This window comes from Spirochaeta lutea (assembly GCF_000758165.1).
Classification (GTDB): domain Bacteria; phylum Spirochaetota; class Spirochaetia; order DSM-27196; family Salinispiraceae; genus Spirochaeta_D; species Spirochaeta_D lutea.
The window spans coordinates 85,143-107,387 of the sequence record NZ_JNUP01000029.1; the positions used below are offsets into that span (position 1 = coordinate 85,143).

The 22,245-nt window shown below is 57.4% G+C and carries 7 protein-coding genes; 5 read left to right on the top strand and 2 right to left on the bottom strand.

All coding sequences use genetic code 11. From position 1 onward, the window contains the following. Nucleotides 1-49 precede the first annotated feature (49 nt). Complete coding sequence (locus DC28_RS15230) at nt 50-6,688, bottom strand: Ig-like domain-containing protein (RefSeq protein WP_052078428.1); 6,639 nt, start codon at nt 6,686-6,688, stop codon at nt 50-52. A gap of 490 nt (nt 6,689-7,178) precedes the next feature. Between DC28_RS15230 and DC28_RS03960 the strand changes: the two genes are divergently transcribed. The 5 genes from DC28_RS03960 to DC28_RS03980 all read left to right on the top strand — a co-directional run bounded on the left by DC28_RS03960 (nt 7,179) and on the right by DC28_RS03980 (nt 11,840). Further along, the gene (locus DC28_RS03960; protein WP_037546157.1) at nt 7,179-8,582 is read left to right on the top strand and encodes an extracellular solute-binding protein; all 1,404 of its coding nucleotides are present in this window, start codon (nt 7,179-7,181) and stop codon (nt 8,580-8,582) included. Next, nucleotides 8,575-9,870, top strand: coding sequence for a hypothetical protein (locus tag DC28_RS03965; RefSeq protein WP_037546159.1), 1,296 nt, complete (start codon nt 8,575-8,577; stop codon nt 9,868-9,870). Before DC28_RS03960 ends, DC28_RS03965 begins: the two co-directional genes overlap by 8 nt. A 45-nt stretch (nt 9,871-9,915) precedes the next feature. Next, on the top strand, nt 9,916-10,806 hold the full coding sequence (locus DC28_RS03970; protein WP_052078429.1) for a hypothetical protein: 891 nt from the start codon (nt 9,916-9,918) through the stop codon (nt 10,804-10,806). Between the two features lie 390 nt (nt 10,807-11,196). Next, on the top strand, nt 11,197-11,433 hold the full coding sequence (locus DC28_RS03975; protein ID WP_037546162.1) for a type II toxin-antitoxin system Phd/YefM family antitoxin: 237 nt from the start codon (nt 11,197-11,199) through the stop codon (nt 11,431-11,433). Continuing rightward, entirely contained in the window at nt 11,430-11,840 is a 411-nt protein-coding gene (locus DC28_RS03980) for a type II toxin-antitoxin system VapC family toxin (protein ID WP_037546165.1), read from the top strand. Before DC28_RS03975 ends, DC28_RS03980 begins: the two co-directional genes overlap by 4 nt. A gap of 334 nt (nt 11,841-12,174) precedes the next feature. On the opposite strand, the gene DC28_RS03985 is transcribed toward DC28_RS03980, so the two are convergent. After that, on the bottom strand, nt 12,175-22,152 hold the full coding sequence (locus DC28_RS03985) for a beta strand repeat-containing protein (RefSeq protein WP_238565761.1): 9,978 nt from the start codon (nt 22,150-22,152) through the stop codon (nt 12,175-12,177). Nucleotides 22,153-22,245: the final 93 nt, after the last annotated feature.

The window sequence follows — 22,245 nt, forward strand, 5'->3', positions numbered from 1 at the left end:
CGGGGGCGCATCTATTCTATCAGCCCCCCGGAATCAGACTTCAGGGCCGTTAAAAGAGCCCGACCCGCACACCGAAGGTAATCTTCGGTACGATCTTGGGATCCACATCCGAGGGTACGAACCAGACCTCGGGCTCGGTGTAGAAGCTGTAGGTGTTGAAGGCTGCCAGATCCTCGATATTGATCCGGGGGAACTCGATCTGGGCAACGATGGCGCTGAGCACCACGCCGTCAATGGTCTTAACATCCACCCCGGTGTCGAATTCGATGGGATTGTAGAGACTGATGTAGCTGAAATCCGCTCCCACCGCGATGTTCATACTCAGCCAGGTCCAGTCGGGTCCGAAGATGGCACTAAAGGGTATGCTGGCAATGTTTGCCAGAAGTTTACCCCCGATGAAGTATCCGGACATCCGGGCAGGCTCGCCCCCCACCTGTTCAGGGCCGACACCGAAATGGGCTTGAAGCTTCACATTATCATCGAAGAAGGTCAGGCCCAGGCCGATTTTCCAGTAGGTCAGCCCCATAAAATCAGCATCGATATACATACCCTGAATAAACTCCGGTACCGAATACCCGGCCTTGTCTCCGGGCCGCAGATTGATCTGGAGATCGTCTATACCGAAATCATCGTAGGCCGTACCTTGGAATACCACCGAGTCATTGATCCGGGCCCCCTCCAAGGGACTGAGCAGGGCAATTTCCGGGGCTTCCTTATCGATGGTGTACAGGCTTCGGATTACCGCCGCCTCGCCGTTTCGGTACTCCGCCCGGAGAATGACCGCCAGAGGCCCGTTGGTCAGCTCGCCGGTTTCCACCCGGTACTTCCACTCATCCCGGGCCGGAAGACTGGTGAAGGTTTTTCCGTTATCTAGACTGATGCTCAGCCTGGAAAGCCGGGTCTGGTCGATGGCCTGGCGGTTTTCCCGGTTTTCGGGATCCAACCCATGGATGTACCCGGCGGTGCCCGATATAAAGGGCCGGTTGGAGAGCACATCGCCGCTCTGGTGACTGTCGATGGTAATGTACGGCCCCTGTTCCTGATAGAACAACCGGCGTTCGGGACTGGAAATCCGTTCCTCCGGGGTAGGCTCCACCACCGCCCGCAGACTCACCGGCCCGTTGGAGACCGTACCGCTTTCCATTTTGTAGGTAAAATACCCCCGGGGATCCACCTCCAGGGTGTCGGTAAAGCGGTCGTTCACGTAGAGCTGGGCACGGTTTACCGGAACGTTTCCGGTCACTCGGCCTTCCACAATCACCGGCCCATGCTGCACCTCCCCCTCCAGGGGATAGAGGATGTCCACCCGACTGGAGGTAACCTGGTCGGCCACCTGGAGATTTAAATCCACCAGAGACTCGTTCCCGGCCCCGTCCAGGGCGGTAAGCCGCAGATTGTACCAGCCCGGGGGGACATCCCCCAGGGGAATCTCATGCTGAAGGATTGGCTGGGTAGGCAGCTCGATAATCCGGGACTCGGCCTGGCCGTTGATGGGTTCCAGCAGAGCCGTAAGGGATTGAATTTCGATGTTATCGGTTACCCGGCCGCTCAGGGGGATGGCTCCGGCCAGCCTGGCTCCCTCAGCAGGTTGATCGATCTGCAGTACCGGCGGGGTGTTGTCCAGGGTTACCAGGGTAAAGTACTGGGCCGTTATACCGAAACGGTCGGTAGCGCTGACCTGGAGGCTGTAGGTGCCGTCAACAAAGATGCGGGTATCCAGCTGGTAGAGCCAATCCTGATCGATGGACGCCGGCTGGGTCGCCTGGGCTGCCTCTTCATCGGGGGAATCCGCGGATTGCGGGTCAACAGCAGGTTCCTCCCCGGACTGTTCGGATGGCGGGGCATGAGAATCACTGAGAAAATCATAGGGTGAAAGGGTCGTACGGTAAAAGGATGTACCGTTGTCCATGGAGACCTGGAGTTCCTCGACACCGTTTTGATCCCAGGTGCGGCCCACCAGATCCACCACACCCCGGCTGATATCGTCCACCCCTGGAGAATCCAGACTGATGCCCGGCTCCTGAAGGCTCACCGAGAAGGGCAGGTCAACGGTCTCCCCCTCCAGCCCGAAGCGGTCCACAGCGTAGACCTGGATCAGGTGCTCGTTATCCGAGAGGGTGCTCAGGGGAATCTCAATGCTGAAATTATTCTTTGTGGCCAGGGGACGGAACTCCCCGTCATCCAGGCGCCAGAAGATCTGATCCACACCGTCGTCATCGAATACCATTCCCGATATCTGCAGATCCTCAGTTATAACCGCATCAGCTTGGGGAATCTGAATCTGCACGCTGGGAAAGTCGGCCTCCAGATCCACCCGGGGTTTGGGGGTGTACACCGCGGAGTTCCCCGCCTGGTCGGTCACCCGGATGTGTAGGGTCTGATCGTTCTGGGTAAGCTGGGAGAAGTCTACTTCCACATCAACCGTGGGGCCCGGGGGCAGACTGGTATAGGTCTCGCCGTCCAGGCTGTATTCGACCTTCGTGATTCTACTCTGCTTGGAATCCGTGAGGATCCGGCCTGACACGGTGGTGCGGCCGTTGACCGCGGTGGTGGCCGGGGGGGTCAGCAGGCTGAACTGCGGGGCCGTCAGATCGATGAATACCGGGAGGTTCCGGACGCTTTCCCTGCCGTGCTCGTCCCTGCTGCGGACCGATAGAATCCGCCCCCCGGGCTCCAGGGTATTTACCGCCAGCTGGGAATTGTGGCTGGATTCCGGAAAATCCGCCATGGCCTGATCCACTGCGATCCCCGGCAAACTGCGCCAGGCACCGGGTGATTCGGCTTCCTGAGGTTTTTCCTTGGGCTGAATCAGGGGTTCCAACTCCAAGAACCGGTACTCCACAGCCTGGAGGGTGTGGGTGTCCCCGGAGGTCAATACCAGGGGAATGGGCTTATTGTGAATACTGGTCGGGCCCGGATTATCCAGGGTCAGGGATGGGCTGGCAAAATCCACGGTGACGGAGAAGGGCCCGATGGTCCGGGTTACGCCGTCCCGGGTGGTGATAATCAGCTCATGGCCCTCTTCGGTGCCCTCTGCCAGGGGTCGAAAATCCAGGGTATTGTTCCGGGTGCCGACCCGGAAGATTGCCGATTCCCGGGAAAGCTCGGCTGAGGCCAGGGGCCGGCCGGGTACGAAGGCACTGAATCCCTGGGGATCGGTGATCGTCAGCCGGGAGGCGCCGGTGATGGGCTGCCACTCCAGGTTCAAGCCGGGTACCGCCGGCACCCGGTCTTCCGGGCGGCTGAGGCCGGTGTAGGAGACCAGGGGGCCGGCCTGGGGAGCCAGAACCCGGGGTTCCCGGGAATCCGGGCCGAAGGCCGGGGATGAATCCCCGGTATCCAAGACCAGCAGGGTGGTTGAGCGGCGGCTTACCCAGCCGTCTTTTGTGACAACATGAATCGTAAGTTCATGAAGCCCGTAGGGCAGGTCCCTGGAGGAAATCCGGGCGGTAAGAGGAATCCTGCCCGATTCATCAGTCGATCCCTTGGAGAGACCCGTATACTCAGCTCCGTTGAGGGAATATTCGGCACTGGCGATCTCGGAGGCCGGCAGCCCCTGAAGGAAGGAACCAACCTCGGCAGTACTGCCCAGGCTCACCACAGGAAACTGGGTCAGGGACAAAACCGGGGCTCCCGAAAAGCCCGGCTGCGGATAGGGAACCGGGAGGGTTATCCGGGTTTCCCGCCCTGGCTCATTCTGCCGGTCTACAGCCCGGAGTCTGAGGGTCTGGGAGCCGGGCTCGAGACGGCCGAAGGTCAGCTGGTCTGGATACATGATGAAATCTTGGTAGTGGTTACGCTGGTCAAAACGCACCAGGGTCTGGAACTCACCATCCCCCATTGCCCCTTCCAGACGGGAGATTCCATCGAGATCCTTCACGATTCCAGCCAGGGCGTACCGCAGGTTGGATTGCTGTACTAGCTGATCCTCAGCAGCCTGGCCGTCGAAGACAGCCGAGGCCTGGGCCAGAACCTGAATTACAGCTTGGTCGTTCCTCCGGGTTTCGCCTTCGGCAAGAACCGGCAGGGGTTCGGGGGTAAGGGTGGTGATCCCCCGGACGAGCCGGGTGGTTCTGCCTGCGGAATCCATCGCTTCTACGATGAGACCGTAGTACTCCTTGGGGCGTTCCCCCAAATCGACGGAGGTCCGGAAGGACCAGAGTCCCGAGCCCCGGGGGCTCGCGGGAATATCGGTGAAGGTCTTTCCGTCATCCAGGGAGTAGCGGACCCTCTCGATCCGGAAGGAATCCCGGGCCTCACCGGCAATTGCCAGGGAGTTCCCGCTAATGAACTGGCCCGATGGAAGGGAGAGTTCCAGCCGGGGATTGGTCAAATCAACCTCCACACTGAAGGGAGGGGATTCAATGATTACCCCGTCCCGAAGCTCCGCCCGGATCCGTACCCCGCTTAGGGTTCCTTCAGCCTGGGGAGTAATCTGGAAAAGGGCTTGCTGGTTGCTTCGGCTTCCCACGGGCAGATTACGCGCCCCCTGGGTCAACCGGATGATGGAGGACTCATCAGCCCCGGGATTTTCAGTGTCAGCTCCGGTGGCGTCGTCCTGCCCTTCCTGACCGGGCAGAACCAAGGATACGGAAGCCTGGTCGGGCCCCTGGGGAAGTCCATCCATGCCGAACACCGTCCCGGTCAGGGGCCGCTGGGTTGAAAAACTCATGGTCGTACCGGAGAACCGTTCGTCGCTTATCACAATCCGGGGTTCGGATTCGTTCCGCCGGAGATCCTGAATGGTTAATAGGCCCTGGGCAGCCCCCGCGAGGGAAAACTCGTCCTGAACAAGGAGCTGGAAGGCGACCGAACCGTAGCCAAGCCCTTGGGGCAGCTCGGCCTCTACCTTGTACTGCTGTCCCTGGGGGCCCCGTTGTTCCGGGGGTATCTCGGTGATCCGGGCCTTGACCTCCACAGGCTGCCGGGCGAAATCCCCGGGATCGGCTCCCCTCTGGAGGGCCGCCTGGCCGGGTTGCAGAATCAGAAGCCCTTCCCGCAGGCGGGTCTCAGAGTGAACCAGGGCGGTAAGGGATGCCTTCCGCTGGGGATCGTAGGAGAGACCGGGCCGGTAGCTCGCCGGTTGCTGTTCCTGAGCATCCTGGTAGGTGAGGGTTTCGATGCTGACCTTGGGGGCCGGAGGCAACACGGTGAGCTCAAGCCGGCGGGGCAGACTCTGGTAGCCGAACTCATCGGTGCCCGTTAGGGTAACGGTCTTGTCTCCCGGAGGTACATCCGATAGGTCGATGGTGAACACCGGCCCGGCCGGAAGACTGCGGGATTCCTCCCAAAGCCCCTCGACCCTAACCGTGCTTCCGGGATGAACCCCGTCTAAGCGTCCGGAAATACTGGTATCCCGGCTTACCCGGAGGGATTCCTCCCCGGCGAAGCGGTAGGTGCCCTGCTGGGACGGTTCAGGCTGTACCGCCCTGCCGAGATCCCGGGTAGCGGCAGAGCCCGTCGAAAGAGACGGATCCGGACTTGGCATTACCGGTATCTCGAAGAGGCGAACCACGGGTCGGGCGCCTTCCCGGTCGTTGGTTACCCGGATTTCCGCACGGCTCTGATTACCGCTGGTATCCAGGGCATAAAATGGGACCGCAATGGTTTTAGAGGTCAGTTCCCGGGTATCCAGGGTGATGTTCCAGAAGGGGTTGCCGCTGGTAAGGGGAATTTCGATCTCCTGATCCTGCCACTCGTACCAGAAACGCTGGATTCCCATGGTGTCCCGGATAACCCCGTTGATAAAGAGGGTTCCGAAGGTTGCTTCATCCTGGCCGGGATTGAGAATGGTGATGTCCGGCGCCTTGTTATCCACAAAAAAGAGGAAGGGGTACCGGCCCTCGGCCCCGGTGGTATCCACCCCGCGGATCCAGTACACATGGGGACCGTCTTCCAACCGCCGGGTATCCACATCGAAACTGAAACTGTACTCACCGGTTTCACGGTCCCTCCGGAACCGCAGCCGCTCCATGTCAAACTCCTGGCGGTCCTCCTCCAGAGAGGCAGGAAGGGTGTCCGGGCTTTGGCCGTCTGATACCCGGGGTATTTCCAGCCAAATCTCCGAAAGTCCGTTGGCATCCACGGCGATTCCCTCAAATCGCACCCGGCCGGTCACCTGGGCGCCGTTCTCGTGACTGGAGACCCGCACCTCGGGATTCTGGGTGTCCAGGGTAAAGGTTCCGGTGATTTCATTGCCCGGAACACCGTAGATATCGGTGCTGCGGACCCGGATGGTATGTACGCCGTTTTCCAATTCTTCGGCGGGTATGGCAAAGCGCCAGTAATCGGTTCCCTGGGCGGTTTGGAATTCACCGTCATTCAGGGCCACCTCCACCCGACCGACCGCATCATCATCCACGGCAATTCCGATGATATTCACATCATCCCGCACCACCGATTCTTCCTCGGGATAGATGATCCGGGAAACGGGTAAATCCGAATCGGGGTCTATCTGCAGGTTGTAAGGACCTTCCACGAACTCGTTACCGGCATAGTCCCGGCCCCGGATAATGACGTTATAGGTTCCCGGTTTCTGTTCGGAAATGTCCAGCTCCCGGCGCCAGTTTTCTTGACCCTCCACGGGTACCCAACCCTCTTCGTTGGTTCCCCGGGCGGACAGAGGAATTCCTAATGCAGCAAGCATTATGAGTATCAAAGGTATGGTTCGCAGGATGCGTTGATGCATGAAAAATCTCCTCGATTCAATAAACTTGTTGGGTCATGGACCCCCGGGTGCCGGTCCGGAACCGGGCATGGTGAAACGGTCAAACGTCCTACCCGGGCAACTTCATCGGTCTGCCCGGGTTGATCCAGGGAACGGGACGATTTGAACATGTACCGCACTGCTTCCCCCCTCCCGGGGCTACAATAAGAAACAATGCTGTTTTTTACATGGGAGCTGTTTGCACTTCCCCGGATCCGACCATGCAAATGGCTCCTGGGATTTTTAGATGTAGGCATTCTTGCAAAAACCGTGCCAGAAGCAGAATACGCAATGGGTGAAAACGCATCTTGTTCTATCGTATGGCGTTAGAATCACCCTGCAAAAACCTGCCATGCATGAAGGGACTATGCAGGATGCATAAGGTCCCCGGGGAGCATAACCGGTTATGCATTTTGCATGTTTGCTTCCTAAGGAGTTGCCCGGGGCCGGTGGGCCGACATATAGTAGAGGGATGAATACCCGTGGCGGCCTGGCGGCTTTTGCATGGATTTTGGGGCTTATTTCACTCCTGACAGGATGTTCCCCCTCGGTACGCCCCCTGGAACATGAGGGGACTGTCGTTATTGAGGATGCACCTCTGCTTTCCGAATTCCGCAGCTTCCTTGAAGAGCACGGTTTTACCGCCGCCGAATCTGCCCCGGGTGCCGGGGCTGCCGACCTCGTGTTATGGACCGGGGCGATCCGGGATTACTCCCTTCTCCATGGGGACGCCCCGCCCGGTTCAGGTTCAGCCGGTTCGGATTCGACTATCACCGCCTCAGGCAACCCAGGCCTGACCGATCTCGGAGGCTTGAAGCAACGCTACATCCTGGGAAATCTCCGGGAAGAATACCCCGCCCCGACGGGCTCCGGGGACCAGACCCCGGATATCCCCGCCCTGACAGCCCGGCGGAACCGCCTCTATTCCCTGGACCATCCCGGAGCAGCCGATAACTTCCTCATTCCCTTGGGAGCCTACTCCTGGGGAGTTATGTACAATAGAGCGGCGTTCTCCGCTCTGAACCTTGAGGTGCCCCGCAGCCTGGAGGAGTTTGAATCTCTGCTGCTGGATCTCGCCCGGCGTCGGCCCATGGCCGGCTCCGGGAACAGTGATTTGTCGGCCCTGGAATACCCCGTGGCTCTGGGCTCCCAATTCGGCTGGCCGGCCATGGCATGGTTCAGCTACCTGGATATGCGCCTGAACGGCCCGGAGGCCCATGAGAAGCTGATCTTCGGACAGCGCAGATTGACCGAGGCGGGGGCAGTTCGAGCCTGGGAGACCCTGTTGGATTGGAGCCGGGCTGGGGTATTCGATCCCCGGGCCCAAGAGAAAACCTGGTCTCAGGCCTTGGCAGACCTTGAGGCAGGCCGGGGGCTGGTTATGCTGGCCGGGGGGTTCGCCTGGGATAGAGCCCGGCGGGATCTCCTCGGCTGGTTCCCCCTTCCCTACCCGGCAGAGGTCCAGAATGCCGCCCCTGAGCCCCGGGCCGAGCTTGGCCAAATCCTTTCCCTGGCAATTCCAGTCGGGGCGACCAACCCGGAAGCAGCCTTTTTAGCAGCATCCGCCTACGCCGAAGCCGGCAGCCCGGGCCTTGCAGGCTCCACCTATCGGGCATCCCCGACAGCCCCTGGAGATACAAACCCCGCTGCCGCCCTGAGCGCCGCCACCCTAACCCCTGGCACATTGGTATTGCCCTCCCCGGACCGATGGGTCGGTAATGCCTTCATCCAGCAGGGTTTCCCGGTCATTCGCAGGGCCATGGAACAGCCCCAGGACATATCCGCCGAAGCCCTCGCCGCGGAACTGGACCGACTCCTACCCCCAGCCCCGGCGGAAACCCAGCCCGAACAAGGAGCCGTTCAAAGCCATGAGTAAAAAACGCACCCGTTCCCGCACTTCCACCCGACCCGCCAAGCGGAAAGCCGCCCGAAAACACCGGCTTTCCCCGGAGCTCCGGCGAATTCTTGTAACCGGGGTCATCATCCTGTGCGGAGCCCTGGCAGTCACCGGGGGAACCCTGGGCATCCTCCGTGCCGTACGCCTGTCCCGGATCTACATTCAGCTGCCCCAGGGAGTGTCCCTGCCGAACACCCATGCAGAGCCGAAAAGCCAGGCAGATGCGGCCCCGGATGGAGCCAATCAAACCGGAATTCAACCTCCGGACAGCCCGGATCCCGTACAGAACCTGACCGAAACGCTCCTCACTCTGGTACCGGAAATCCGGGACTCCTACCGTACCACAGCCCCGGGCAGGGAGGATACGGACATCATCCTTCAGCAACACACCCCACGAACCCCCCGGGAAGCCCTGGCAGCCTTCGATCCATATCTGCTTTACACCGACAGCCGTCATCTGGGCAGCCCCTACCCCATCCCCCAAAACGCCACCCTGCAATCCTTCATGGAAACCCTCGCCGGCCGCTTCCCACCAAGCGATTCTGCCGGTGAAACCGCCCCCGTCCAGCCCCTGGTTGTCGCGGGGAACGTAGATCAAGACCTCTTAACCCTGGTTCTCTACATCAGTCAGGCCCTTCTTTCCCAGGGTGATTTCAATGCCCTGCTCTCCAGCCTCTCCCCGAGCCTCGAAGCCCAGCCCGGACGTACCTCCCCCGCCGTCCCTCCCCAGGAAACCGCCTCATCAGCCGCTGATTCCCCGGTGATCCTGCCGGAGCTCCTGCAACCGGCTCTTTCGTACCTCCGCGAGCTGATGTCCCGGGGCCTTCTTGCCTACAACTGGACCAACTGGGATCGCCTAGCCCTGGGCGCCGCTCTGGACCAGGGAACCGGCGCCGTCTTCTTTCTACCCCGCAGTCTGATGAAAGAAATACCGCCGGAGAACCGATTCTCCCTAACCCCCCAGCTGCCCCCCCCGGGCCAGGGCAAACTAAACTTCTCCCTCTTCGGCCGGGGCTTATCCATCCTGCCCGGACCCGGCCCCCGCAGCCAGGAAGCCGCCACCCTCCTAACAGCCGCCCGAGATCCGGCCTTCCAGGAACAACTAGAGCGCACCACCCCCTGGAGCCCGGTTCTTCGTGGTGAATCGGTGCTGAACCGCAGCCACCGAGATGTCGTCTCGTGGATATCCCGCGCCTCCGCCCTATACGTCCCGGAGGCCCGAAACCTAAGCCCGCTCATAGCGGAAATCCGTCGCCAACTGCGGTAAAATCCCCCTGTAGAAATCTTACACCCAGACACCCAAGGAGTTTCTATGCCAAGCAATCTCCTCCGTCCCCCGCCCTCGGTACTCCCCAAAAGCCGCATACGCGCACGGCTCATACCTACCCTAACCGGGCTCCTGTGTTCCGCCTGGATCATGTCCTGTGTCGTACCATCCATTCGGACCCCGGACTACACCGGTCCCCTGCGGGAATTCGAGTCGGGATTTGAATCCCAGGATGATTTCGAGGGTTTTTACATCGTTCCCCCCGGAGACTACCAAAGCTCCCATGAACTAAGCACCCAGGAAGTCTTTCAGGGCAGGTACAGCCACAAGGCTTGGATAACCGCTCCCAGAGCAGCCCACAACGATGGGCCGGCCTACCTGCCCCACCGAGCCTATCCAACCATTCAGCTGCACAAAACCTCTGAAGGCAGCTTCCGAACCCCCTGCCTTATAACCCTCTGGGTGTTTACCGATGTCGAACTCCAGCCCCGGGATGGCATCGATGACTGGCTCAGCCTGGTGACCCTAAGCCCAGATTCCAGCGACCTGTGGAGCCGCACCATCCTGGTAAACCTCACCACCGACGGCTACCTGCGCCTGGTTCATGTGCCCGCCCAAGGCCAACAACAACACCTATTCCAGGCCGGCCCCTCAACCCCGCCCCCTGGTGACCGCGACCTCCGCTTTCCCCAGGGACAGTGGGTCCGCCTGGATGTGTATCTCGACCTGGACCCCCAGGAGGGCTACGCCAAGGTATGGCAAGACGGGGCCTTGGTAAGCCACGCCCAGGTTTACGGGGGAAAAGGCGGCCTAGCCCAAGCCCACTTCGGACTCTACGCCGGGGCAGCCCTGTCGGCCGGTACGGTCTACAACGACGACCTAAGCATTCGGGAGGTCAGGGATGAGGTCCATGCCGGAGAGATTATGAAGTTTTAGCAAGGCGGCGGGTATTCATAGTTCCGAGGAACACTAAAGGCCTGTACTGGGTATTTTGAACACCCACAAGTTCTGGGAGTCACAGAACCAAGGTAGACATCCGGCAGTTATTCCTGCCGCATCGTTTTTGTAGTGCACAAAGAGTTGTAACCAACACCAGATATAGCGAGACAACCTATAAGTCCATCCTTGGGTGGTGTCGCCGGGGTACAATGTTACAACTTTTTGCGCACTATACATCGCTTTCGAAGGATTACTCTGGCATTCTAGGAGCCTGTGGAATATACAACCAAGAATATCTCGATCACCGGATGTTGTACGGACATAAAATTTACGCTCTGAATCAAACCATAACTTGACAACTTGACAAATAAGTAACACAATTTAATTATGAAAACATTGCCAGTCGGAGAATTTAAGACCCATTTCTCAGATATCCTGAAGGAAGTTCAATCCGGAGAAGAGGTCATAATTACGTATGGCCGGAATAAAAAAGGTGTTGCTGCATTAATTCCAATATCAGAATACAAGCAGCAAAATACAATAAAAATAGGACTATTGAAAGACCAACAATATTCAATCTCAGAAGACTTTGAAATGACAGAAGAAGAATTTATTGGTATATGAATTATTTACTCGATACGCATATTATTCTTTGGACATTGTTTGATCCAGGAAAATTATCTGAATCCATAAAAGAAATATTAGTAGATTCAGAAAAACAGAAATTTGTATCTGGAATAAATTTATGGGAAATTTCAATTAAATATTCGCTTGGAAAGCTGGATTTGGGGAATAAAAATCCAGATGAATTATTAATTACGATAAAGGATTCCGGATTTAGAATAACTGAAATCCCACATCAAATACTATCGGCGTATTATAAATTACCCAAAAAGGAGAACCATAAAGATCCCTTTGATCGAATGTTAATCTGGCAATCGATAGAATCTGGTTTTACACTTCTTTCGCATGATTCAAAATTGGAACAATATATTCCAAATGGCCTCACGCTCGTCACAAATAGAATTTAATAAAAATATATAATACTAAAAAATACTGATATACTGCCGTACAACAATCGCTTTGAGTGCTACTCACCTATTGTCATGAAAAATGCATTCCGCTTCGCGGGCATTTTTCACGCCAATTACGGCCCGCGCCTCAAGCGGATGTTATGACTCCGTATTGGAATCTATCCGTGGTGTAATGCAGCAATAACAGATAGTGTACCCCTATCGTACCACCCCAACAGGTAAGCAGGTTCTATCAGCCTTCCAGTGCAGGGGGGAACACATAAAACCCCGTGCCCGGAATCTTCGGACACGGGGATGAAGGTTTTTACATGACCGTTACAAGTGCCGCCTGTCAATCAAGCATCTTGGCGTACTCAATCCTATCGGCCAACCAGGCTACTACCGGCAGGTTGGTTGTTCCATCGTTGTACTGATCAATCATGGTCCGGTGGAATTGCTCGATCCCCGGTCGGGGGGTCTTAATTGTTGGTACCGATACAACCTCCCAATTACCGAGGAACTGGTCGTATTCATCGGCACCGGCCTGGAAGATATTCTGCTCAGCAGTCCGGGAATTCGCTGCCACCGGATAGGCCAACCTCATGGAGTTCGGAGTTCCCACATAGGAATCGGAGCTGTAGGAGATGTGGGGAAGTCCGTCGAGAATATGCAGGTTGGTCCGGGTTCCAACGGAGAAGTGAGAGTCAATCACCTGGGTCGTTACCGCTTTAGTTGTCCAGTTCACCGTTGCCAACTTCAAGGAGGTGTTCGCCGCGTCCTGGTATGCAATGTACAGATAGGTTGTTCCTCCCACCGTGCCCACACTGGTAGAGACGTGAGACCCGGTTAGGGGACTGGCGTCGATGGTCTGTTGCGTCCAGGTTCCGCCGCCGCTGAGATTATTTGCATCCCAAGCGTTACTTGAATACTGCATCTCCAGGGTACCGGCTCCTTCATCGAAGTACACCACTGCCATGTCACTGGCTCCGATCTTCACCATATCAAAGTGCTCGCTGCTGGCATTAGCGGTACCGGGGATGGTCTGAACCTGAGTTGCCCGGCCGGCATCGCTGGTAGGCTCCGCCAGATTCGAATTTGTTGCGCTTGATGCTCGAAACGACACAAATGATAAGGACTTTGCTGAAGGATGAGTATCATAGTATGACAGGTAAACGTTTGTATTATCATCCGGACCATCTACGATCAGTTTCGGATACTTAATTCTGTTGAGCTGGGTGCTCAGATAGTCAAGTCCCTGAATCTCAAAATGGTTCGTATTTGTACTACCATCCCCACCAAGAAGAGCGTTTCTAGCCCGGTCGCGGTTAATATAGAGGTATCCGATATCCCCGCCGCCAGCAAAGGCATCCTGAACCGAAGCAATCCAGTACACACCTCCCGGAGTACGGGCCAAGGCGGTATGCCGCTCAAACCATGCACCAGACCGAATAGCGGATGTATCATCCCCGGTGGTCCGATAGGTATATCCGGCGTTGTCGTTGGCATAGCTGAATATGGGCTGGTTGCCGTTCATAACCATGGAGGGATAGTAGAAGGTTTGGTCGTTGGTGCCTGACATGACCTCGGTGAGGTCCCATACCACAATCTCCCGGTCATCGGTCCACTGAAGAGACCGCGGATTTGTTGCCACAGCCTCGCTGTTATACTCCGCATTGAGATCGTTGAGATTATTCAAGCTCGGTATCCCGTTGACAAATACCGTAAGGAATCCTGATCCGGGCAGGTTCTTCTCCACATCTATGGAGGAGGTGCTGCCAGCCGAAGTTGTTAGTGCTCCAGCACCCGGTTGGGTATCAATGGCCGTATCTGAAACGTAGACCGAAGCGCCGGAAAGATTGAATCCCTCAATTCTGAAATCATCCCCCGCACTGTTTTCCAAGGAGTATGCACCCCTGGCTGTACGGATTACGGTCTCACTGAGGCCGCCCTGGCCGCTTGGGTTGTAGATTCGCGTGATGTACGGTACAGCATCCACATCGAGATAGCTGTTTGTTCCTACCGCACCGTCATTATCGGTATTGGTATCATATATCCGGAAGGTAACACGAACATCCTCATCTGCTTCGGTGGTTATGGCTGCGGTATTCCAACCGAATTGCCAATTAAGCACATGGCCGTCGGCCTGGGTTAGGAATTCGCTTCCAGGAACCACTTCAAAGCCCCAGATTATAGACTCATCGGTATCGGTTCCGAGCTCTTCAATTGAATTGCCCGCAGATTCAAGACCTGTTCCATTCCAAACCGCGATATTAAACTCAGCACCACCATTGAAATCGGGGATCTGGGCAGTAATCCGGCTGATCCGTTGATTGTCGTAGGCCCGCCCCAATAGAATCACCTTACCGCTGACATCAGCCTCCGCATCGGCACTGGCTGCGGAATACTGCACATAGCCGTGTTCTACCAAAGACACACCGCTTCCAGTGGTAACAACATTTTCCGACCACTCGTCCACATCTTCCTGGACCTTGGTATCATGCTCGGAGGCGTTGTCCCATCGCCGGCCCACAGGAGCCACTTCGATTTCTGCCGGTGTTTCATCCACATTATCCACATCCAGGTTCACCGTAATGGTATCCGAAAGCTCGTCGGTGCTGTCCAGGTCCTGGCTGGAGGTTGCATCAAACACCCGGATAGCCACGCTGGTGGAGTTGCTTAAAGGTTCGGACTCGGCCCAAGCAGAGGTATTGATTTCCAGAGATGCCGAGCCGGCCCCGATGGCGGTGTCGGTGTAATCCACCCGGTACACCGTACCGGTTCCGGTGCCTGCACCGGTTGCTGTGAATACCGTCCCGGGATTATTGCTGGCTGCACCGATTCCGGTAAAGTCGCTGGTACCCTGGCTGATAATCTCGTACATCTCGCCGTTCACCGTTGCGGTAGCATCCAGGGCTGCGCCGGGATGGCGGACCACGTAGTACAGCCGATTGTTGCCCCCGGTAACGTTGATCTGAACAAAGAGCAGATCGTTCCGGGCGGTGAAATTCGTCGAACCGTAGCCGGCGGTAATCACGGAGGTTTTCTCGCCCGCATCATCGGCGTCACCGTTGCCGTTCAGGTCTGTTCCCAGAACAACCCCGGTAATGGAGGGTTTATTATTGGCAATAAATGCGCCGGTGGTATCCTCGGCGGAGTTGCCCGAGAAGTCCTCGGCCCGGTAATGGAGGGTCACTGCCCCGTCCGCCACATCCTCGGAATTGAAGCTGGCACTCCAGTTGTAGGTTCCCCCGGAGATAGTCAGGTATTCAGGGAACCCGTCCTGGTCGCCTACCCCCACTGCACCGTCGTTACCCAACTCATTGCGGTTATCAATGATAATCCGGTAGTTCTCGAAGGTGGGATCATCCTCATCGTAGATCTCCGCCGGGGTAAAGGTAGCCACCGCACCGGTTCCGTTCTTCAACTGAATCAGATGGCCGTCAGCATTGGTCATGTAGACCACAATCCGGTCGATACCGCTGATAGTCCCGGTGTCCCGGACGGTTCCCTGCACCTCTGCCTGGGTTCCGATGATCTCCGTGGACCCGGTGTAACTCAGATCGCTGGGAGCAATATTATCCACATTAAAGGAAATGAGGTTTTGGTTGGTAAAGGGACTGGGAGATGTCACATCCTCGGCGCTGAGTTTCACGCTCATAGATCCCGCGCCGCCGTTGTACAGTCCCGCTGCTTGGGTGTTTATGGGGATTGTAACGCGGTAGCTGCCGGGATAGGCGGCCTGGTAGTCCGGATCGCCGGTTCCCAGGAGGTCTACGGTAATATCCGTACCGCCGTAGGGGTTGGCTGTGCTTGCAACCGTGGTGGTTCCAGCACCCGGAGGCAGTAAACCGCCGGGATTCTGGAAGATGGTTGTGTTCCCCAAGAGCGGTCCCTCATTGCTGAAGACGATCCTGTCGATGTCGGTTTCATCCCGGATGATGGCAGTGAGGGTTTCAATGCCGCCCACAGTGGATCCGCTTTCGATGCTCACATCCTCGATCTTCGGGAAATCCTTATTAAAGGTAACCTGGTATTCCACCTCGGCACCGTAGATACCGTCCCCGGGATTCTCTTTATAATCCTTGGCACGGACCTTAAAGGTGATGGTCCGGGTCGTATCTCCTCCGGTGGGATCGAACTCCCCGGCCTCGTTCAGCCGGACGTTCCAGCTGGTGGTGCCGTTTGCCAGGTACCACGCTACCCCGTCGCCGTCGGTTTCGTCCAGGGTGCCTTCCGACCAGGTATCGTTGGTGTAATCGCCGTCGTTATTAGCATCAATGGCGATCTGCACCTTCTCTACAAACTGGCTGTCAAAAGCCGATCCGAAAACCCGCACATAGCCGCCCACAGTGGATCCGTCTTCAGGAGAAAGGATGGATATCTCGGGCCGGTCCCGTTTGGGGTCGATGGTCAGGGTGTAACTGGTCAGGTAGGAGGTATTCCCCGGCTGGCCGTCCCCCGCCTTGTCGGTTGCCCGGACATAGAAGGTAAAGTCCCAAAGGTCGGTCCAGGTTTCACCGACATCTTCAATACCGTCTTCATTGGTATCGCCGGTGTTTACAGCATAGGTTGTATTGGCGTAGTCGTTGATATTCAGGAAGCTGAAACTCCAACTGGTGGTGCCCGGTACGGACGTCCAGGTGCTGTTCTCCAGATCCAAGGGATCAATCTGGTTTCCAAGGCCGACCGCCACAGCATCAACCCCGGCTCCCCCGGCATTATCCGCGGTGGTTCCGCCGATGGTCAGGGGCCCGAAGACTGCCGAACCATTGGCCGGAGAGGTAACAGAAATGGTAGGCGCGGTTTTGTCCACACTTATCTGCCGGCTGGCGATCCGGGTATTACCCACGGAGTCGGTGGCCTGAACATAGATAGTGTGGGGACCATTATTCAAATCACCCTGATTAAAGGTGTAAGTCCAGGTAGCCCAGTCGTCGGCATTACTATCGGGAATAACGGTAGTTCCGCCGGAGAAATCGTTATCGTTGACCTTCAGAAGCAGACCCGTCACGCCGGTCTCATCGCCGCTGGTTCCCTGGATGGTAAAGGTATTATTAGAAGACCAGGTAATGTTGGCACTCGGAGCCGTAAAGGCTACATCGGGATTCTGGGTGTCCAGCTGGAACTCAATCTTTCCGGAGTCGGTCCGGCTGTAATCCGATGCCGAGTAGTCCGATCCGTTATTATCGTCGCTGTCCACTGCGCGAACCCTGAGAGCCCGCAGGCCATTGCCGTTATCGGCAAGAATCACCCGCCAACCCAGACTGGTTCCGCCGTAACTCCCGCTGGTCAGGGTAACGGTCTCGCTTCGGTCGGGAGTCGCAGTCAGGTTACCCACATCCCAGGTGTCAACCACGATGCTTTGGATACCGTCATCATCGGTCACTGAACCGTTGATGGTCGTAGTGGTAATCGTTGAACTGCCGTCCAGAGCGATGGAATCCAGGGTTATAACCGGCTTATCGGTGCTCTGATCAATGGTAAAGCTCAAATCGTTGGTTGCTGTTCGATTCGCCAGGTCTGTTGCCCGGGCACGCAGGGTAAGGGTATACACCCCGCCGCCTTCATCGGCTGCGTAGCTGAGCAAGGTTGCATTCCGGGTATCAAGGTCGCTCACCGTCCATGTGCTGGTCCCCGAAAGGGTTCCTGTGGGCAGTGCTTTTTCGGTATTTCCGTCGTTTACATCCACCACAACCACATCCAAGGATTGCACACCGTAGTTATCGTCGCTGGTTCCGCTGACAGATATGATGTTGTTCTGGGTGGAACCCGAGCCGGGAGCGGTAAAGGCTGCCGATGGATCGGCGGTATCTACGAAGACACTGACAGTCGTAGTTCTGGTAGCGCTGGAATCATCCACTGCTTCCAGGGTGATTTTATAGGTTCCGCCTCCGAAGGATGTATCTATCGTCGTGCTGAATGGAACGCTGTCCACCCCGGTTCCGGGAAGGGCAGTCCATCCGGTTACCTGGGAACCGTTACGGTCTACCTTGTAGCGCAGGGTGTCGACGGTACCGGTATCGTCCACGGCGGTACCCGAGAGGGTAAAATCGCCGCTGTGATAGCTGTCCGGTGCCGGAGACAGGCCGGTAAACTCCGGTTCGTTGGTATCGAAGGTCAGGTTCAGGGTTACCGGATCCGAAAGGGTTCCATGCTCATCGTAGGCTTGGATCTGTACGAGCTTCGCTCCGTCGGTGGAGGCGGTGATGTTAAAACTGAAGCTCCGGACGGTGGCGCTTCCCCCGAGGGCCACATGCTGCCAGGGCCCGTAGCCCCCGACGGTTCCGTCTTCACTGAACCGGTACTGAACCTGGTCCGGGTCGGCGGTAATGCCGTCGTCATCCGTGGCTTCGCCCACGATGGTAACCGAAGGTGTGGTAACCGTGGTGCTGTCTGCCGGACTGGTGATACTTACCGCCGGTTTATCCGTGGCTTGGTTTACATTGAAGGTGAAGCGCTGGGTTTCCTCATTGCCGTTGCGGTCGACGGCGGTTACATCCACATACAGGGGCTGGCCGTCGGTGTAGGAGGTTGTATCAATCCCGCTGATCGTGAAGGATGATCCCACAGCTAGGGCTGAGGATGCTCCCTCGTTCAGCTGGTAACTGATGCTTGCAAGGTTTACCACATTCTGATCTTCCGTTACCGTCCCGCTCAGACTCATGGTGCCGTTGGCGGAGGCTGAACCTGCCCCGGCGTTAAATGATATAGAGGGAGCGGCAGAGGTAAAGGCGATGACCGGCGCAGTCTTATCCAGGTTGACCTCTTTGGTTACCTGGCGCAGATTTCCTGCCAGATCGGTCATATTGAAGCGGTAGTAATAGGTTCCCTCGGCCTGGGCTCCGATGGTCCGGGTCCAGCTCCAGGTTCCCGCGCCGCCGTCGAAGCTTGCGCTGCTCGGGCTGGCTGCGACGTAGTTCGCATCATCGGTACTGGATTCTACGCTGATATGGGAAAGTCCGCTGGTATCGGTGAAGGTGCCGCTGACGGTGAAATCACCATTACCATACAAGATGCCTGATCCGCCGTCAAAGCTGACCACCGGCGCGCCGGTATCCAACCCGAAGGCATGGGTGGTAATAGCGCCGTCGTTTCCGGCCTCATCCACGGCATATACGTGGAGATCCCGTTCACCCTGGGCAGCCACCGTCAGGGTCCGGCTCCACTGGGTTCCGCCGGATTCTAATGAGGCTTCCTGCCAGGCTGGATCGCCCTTAGCTGGGGCACCGGCGCCCCGGGCTGTTTCGGTTACATAGATGGTATCAATGCCGCTGCCGGTTCCGTCCGAGGCGGTTCCCTGGAATTCATAGGTTGCCCCGCTGATCCAGGATGCCGCGGTGGGCGAGGTAACAACCGGAGCTTCGGGATCGGTAGTATCAATGATTACCGTCCGTTCGAGCACGGTTTGCTTATCCGACGCATCGGTCAGGGTAAGGGTGTAGAGGTATTCTCCGTCGGACGCACCGCCGTTGGGCATATTACTAATGGAGAAACTGCTGTTGGTTCCTGTTTCATCCTGGTCTAGAACCGTGACGGCCCCACCGCCATCCTTGCTCTGGGTAACCGTCAGATTAGTCAGGGCATTGGTATCGGAAATGGTTCCCGAAATTGAGAAGGCAGCTGAGCGGAATACGTCTCCCCCCAGGGCAGTTTCGGTAATAACCGGGAAGTTCCGGTCAACCATTACATAGACCGGTCCCACTGTGGTGGTTGCCGTGGGCAATCCGGACTTTGCGTTCCCGGCGTCGCTGTCGCTGACCCGGAGATAGAACAGGGTTGTACCCTCGGCCAGCATCGCCGGCGAATACAGGTCATGGTTCAGGGTTACGGTTCTGCTGCTTGCAGGAGCAGTTCCGCCGTTGTAGTTAATTTCCTGCCATGATGCATTATCACCAATCGAAATCTCAGCACTACCGGCATTTACCAGATCGTCATCGGAAACGGTGATCCGTACCAGTCCGTTGGATTCAATCAGGTTCAGGTAGGATTCTTCCGGGGTATCGGCTGAGGAATCGATGGTTGTAAAGGTGATAACCGGGGCATCCGAGGCCTGATCCACCTCTAAATTCTGGGAAATAACAACCTCGTTGCCGGCTCGGTCTCGAGCCCTAAGGTAGAGCACAGAGATCGCCTCATCCGTCAAGGTCCGGTCAAAGGGTGCGGATCCGTTCACCGTTACATTGCCCGTAGTCTGGGTTGTATCGATGACAAACTCCGGAGAGGTCTTGCTTCCGGAGACCGTCAGGTATGCAGGTTCAGGGTCTCCCAGTTCGGGTACCAAGGCCCATTCCAGGGTATCCAGGGCGATGGCGTCGGCCACCGCAGCCCGGATGGTTATGATGCCGTTCACGGTGTTTGCACCGGTCACAGGCGTCAGAGAGGTGATCTCTGCTGTGGGATCTAGGGTGTCGATTCGAACGCTTCTGGTTTCGACATCAGTCTTGCCCACGGCATCCGTGGCAGTAATCGTGAAGATGTACTCACCATCCCCCAAGAAGGCATCGTCGCCGTTCCCCAAAACATTATCCGGGCCTGCATTCAATTGCAGGGTTACGCCGCTGTTCCACTGGGCTGCAGTGCCGTCCAAGATGGTTACCGCTGCTCCGCCGTCTTTGCTGTACCGTACTGTTACACCCGGGGCGCCGTTGCCGTCGGTGGCTGTACCGCTGAGAACGATATCGCTGTTCCGGTACACCAGACTTGCAGCAGTATTCCCCCCGGTTACTGCCAATACCGGATCAGCCAGGTCAACGATGAATTCCCGCTGTACGGCCGCACTGGTATTGCCCGCGTTGTCCGTAGACCGGATAGCGAAGGTCTGTGTCAGGGTATCGGTGAGTCCCGAGAGGGCTACCGACCAGCTGGTGGTTCCCGTAGCCGCCTGCCAGGTGCCGTCCAGGCCGTCGGTGGTGTCCAGGCTGTATTCCACACTGGCTATCCCCGAGCCTGACTCGGTTACCGTCCCGCTGACGGTGTAGGTCGCGCCGTTCACCTGGGTCGAGCCGTCTCCGTTCAGGTTATTCACTGCTACCACCGGATCGGCGGTGTCCACCACCACCGTCCGGGTGACGGTATGGGTCCTCCCCACATTATCGCTTCCGGTTATCGCGATGCTGTAGCTGCCGTCCCCGTCATCGATGGGCACAGCCTGGCTCCAACTGCCGTCTCCACTCGTGTAATTAAAGGCTCCCAGGGCGATATCATCGGTGTTCGGCCCGTCCACGGTTATGGCAATGGGACTTCCCGCCAACTGCAGGCTGTCGGTCACCGTTCCGTTTACGGTAAACCCGGCGTTCTTATACACCGTACCGTCATACTCTGCATCTACCGTTACTACCGGATCAGCCCGGTCCACGGTAAAGCTCCGGCTTCCCACCGGACTTACATTCCCCGCCCGGTCAATAGCCCGGACGTACAGGGTCCGGTTCCCCTGGCCAAGGCGGTGGTTCACGTTCGCTGCGCTCATACTGATGTCCACGGTCCTGAACCAACTGCTGGTTCCGCTCGCTGGACTCCAGTTGCTCTGATCAAAGCTGTATTCAACGGTCTGCAGACCGCTGCCGCCGTCAGCTGCCGTACCGCTGGATACCAGCTCGTTCACCTGGTAGGCACCGGCAAAGGCGTCAATCACCGGGGTATCAGGATCGGTTTCGTCGATCAGGAAGGTCCGGGTTTCGCTTTTTGTACGCCCGGCCACATCGGTAGCCGTAATGGTGTACACCCAGGTCCCGTCATCGCTGCCGTCATCCGGCAGGACTACCGTATAGCTGTAGCTGCCGCCGTCCGCGGCTATCTGGGCTGCACTCCGGCTGTATACCTGGGATGACGCACCGCCGTCCTTGGAGGCGGTTATAACCAGGGCTCCGGTGTCCTTCAGGGCGTTGGAATCGCTCACATCTCCGGTAAAGGTAAAGTCCCCGTTGGTTATTTCTTGGGCCGCACTGTAATTGTCCTCGCTTAGGGAGGGATCGGCGGTATCGTAATAGAAGTCGACCTGCTGGCTGGATTCGGGGTTAAGTCCGTCGGTGGCCCGGACGTACAGGGTCCGGTTCCCTTCTCCGCCGGTACTGAAGTCCACACCGGTTACGCTCCAGTTGAACCCTGACAGGGGTATGGTGGTCCAGGTGGCATTGTCGGTGGAGTATTCCAGACTGGTTACACCCTTGCCGCCGTTGTCGGTTACCTGACCGCGGATGGTGTAGCTTCCCGAGTCGATGAATTCCCCATCCACCGGGGCTGTTAGGGTCAAATCGGGTGATTCGGTGTCAATGACGATGTTCCGGGTGATGCTGGATGTTTTTCCTACCTCATCGGTGGCCAGAATGGTCACCTCGTAGGCTCCATCTCCGGCGGATACCGGCAGGGTTGTACTCCAGGTTCCGTCATCAGTGGTGTCGTTCAGCAGTTCTACTGAAGCTCCGCC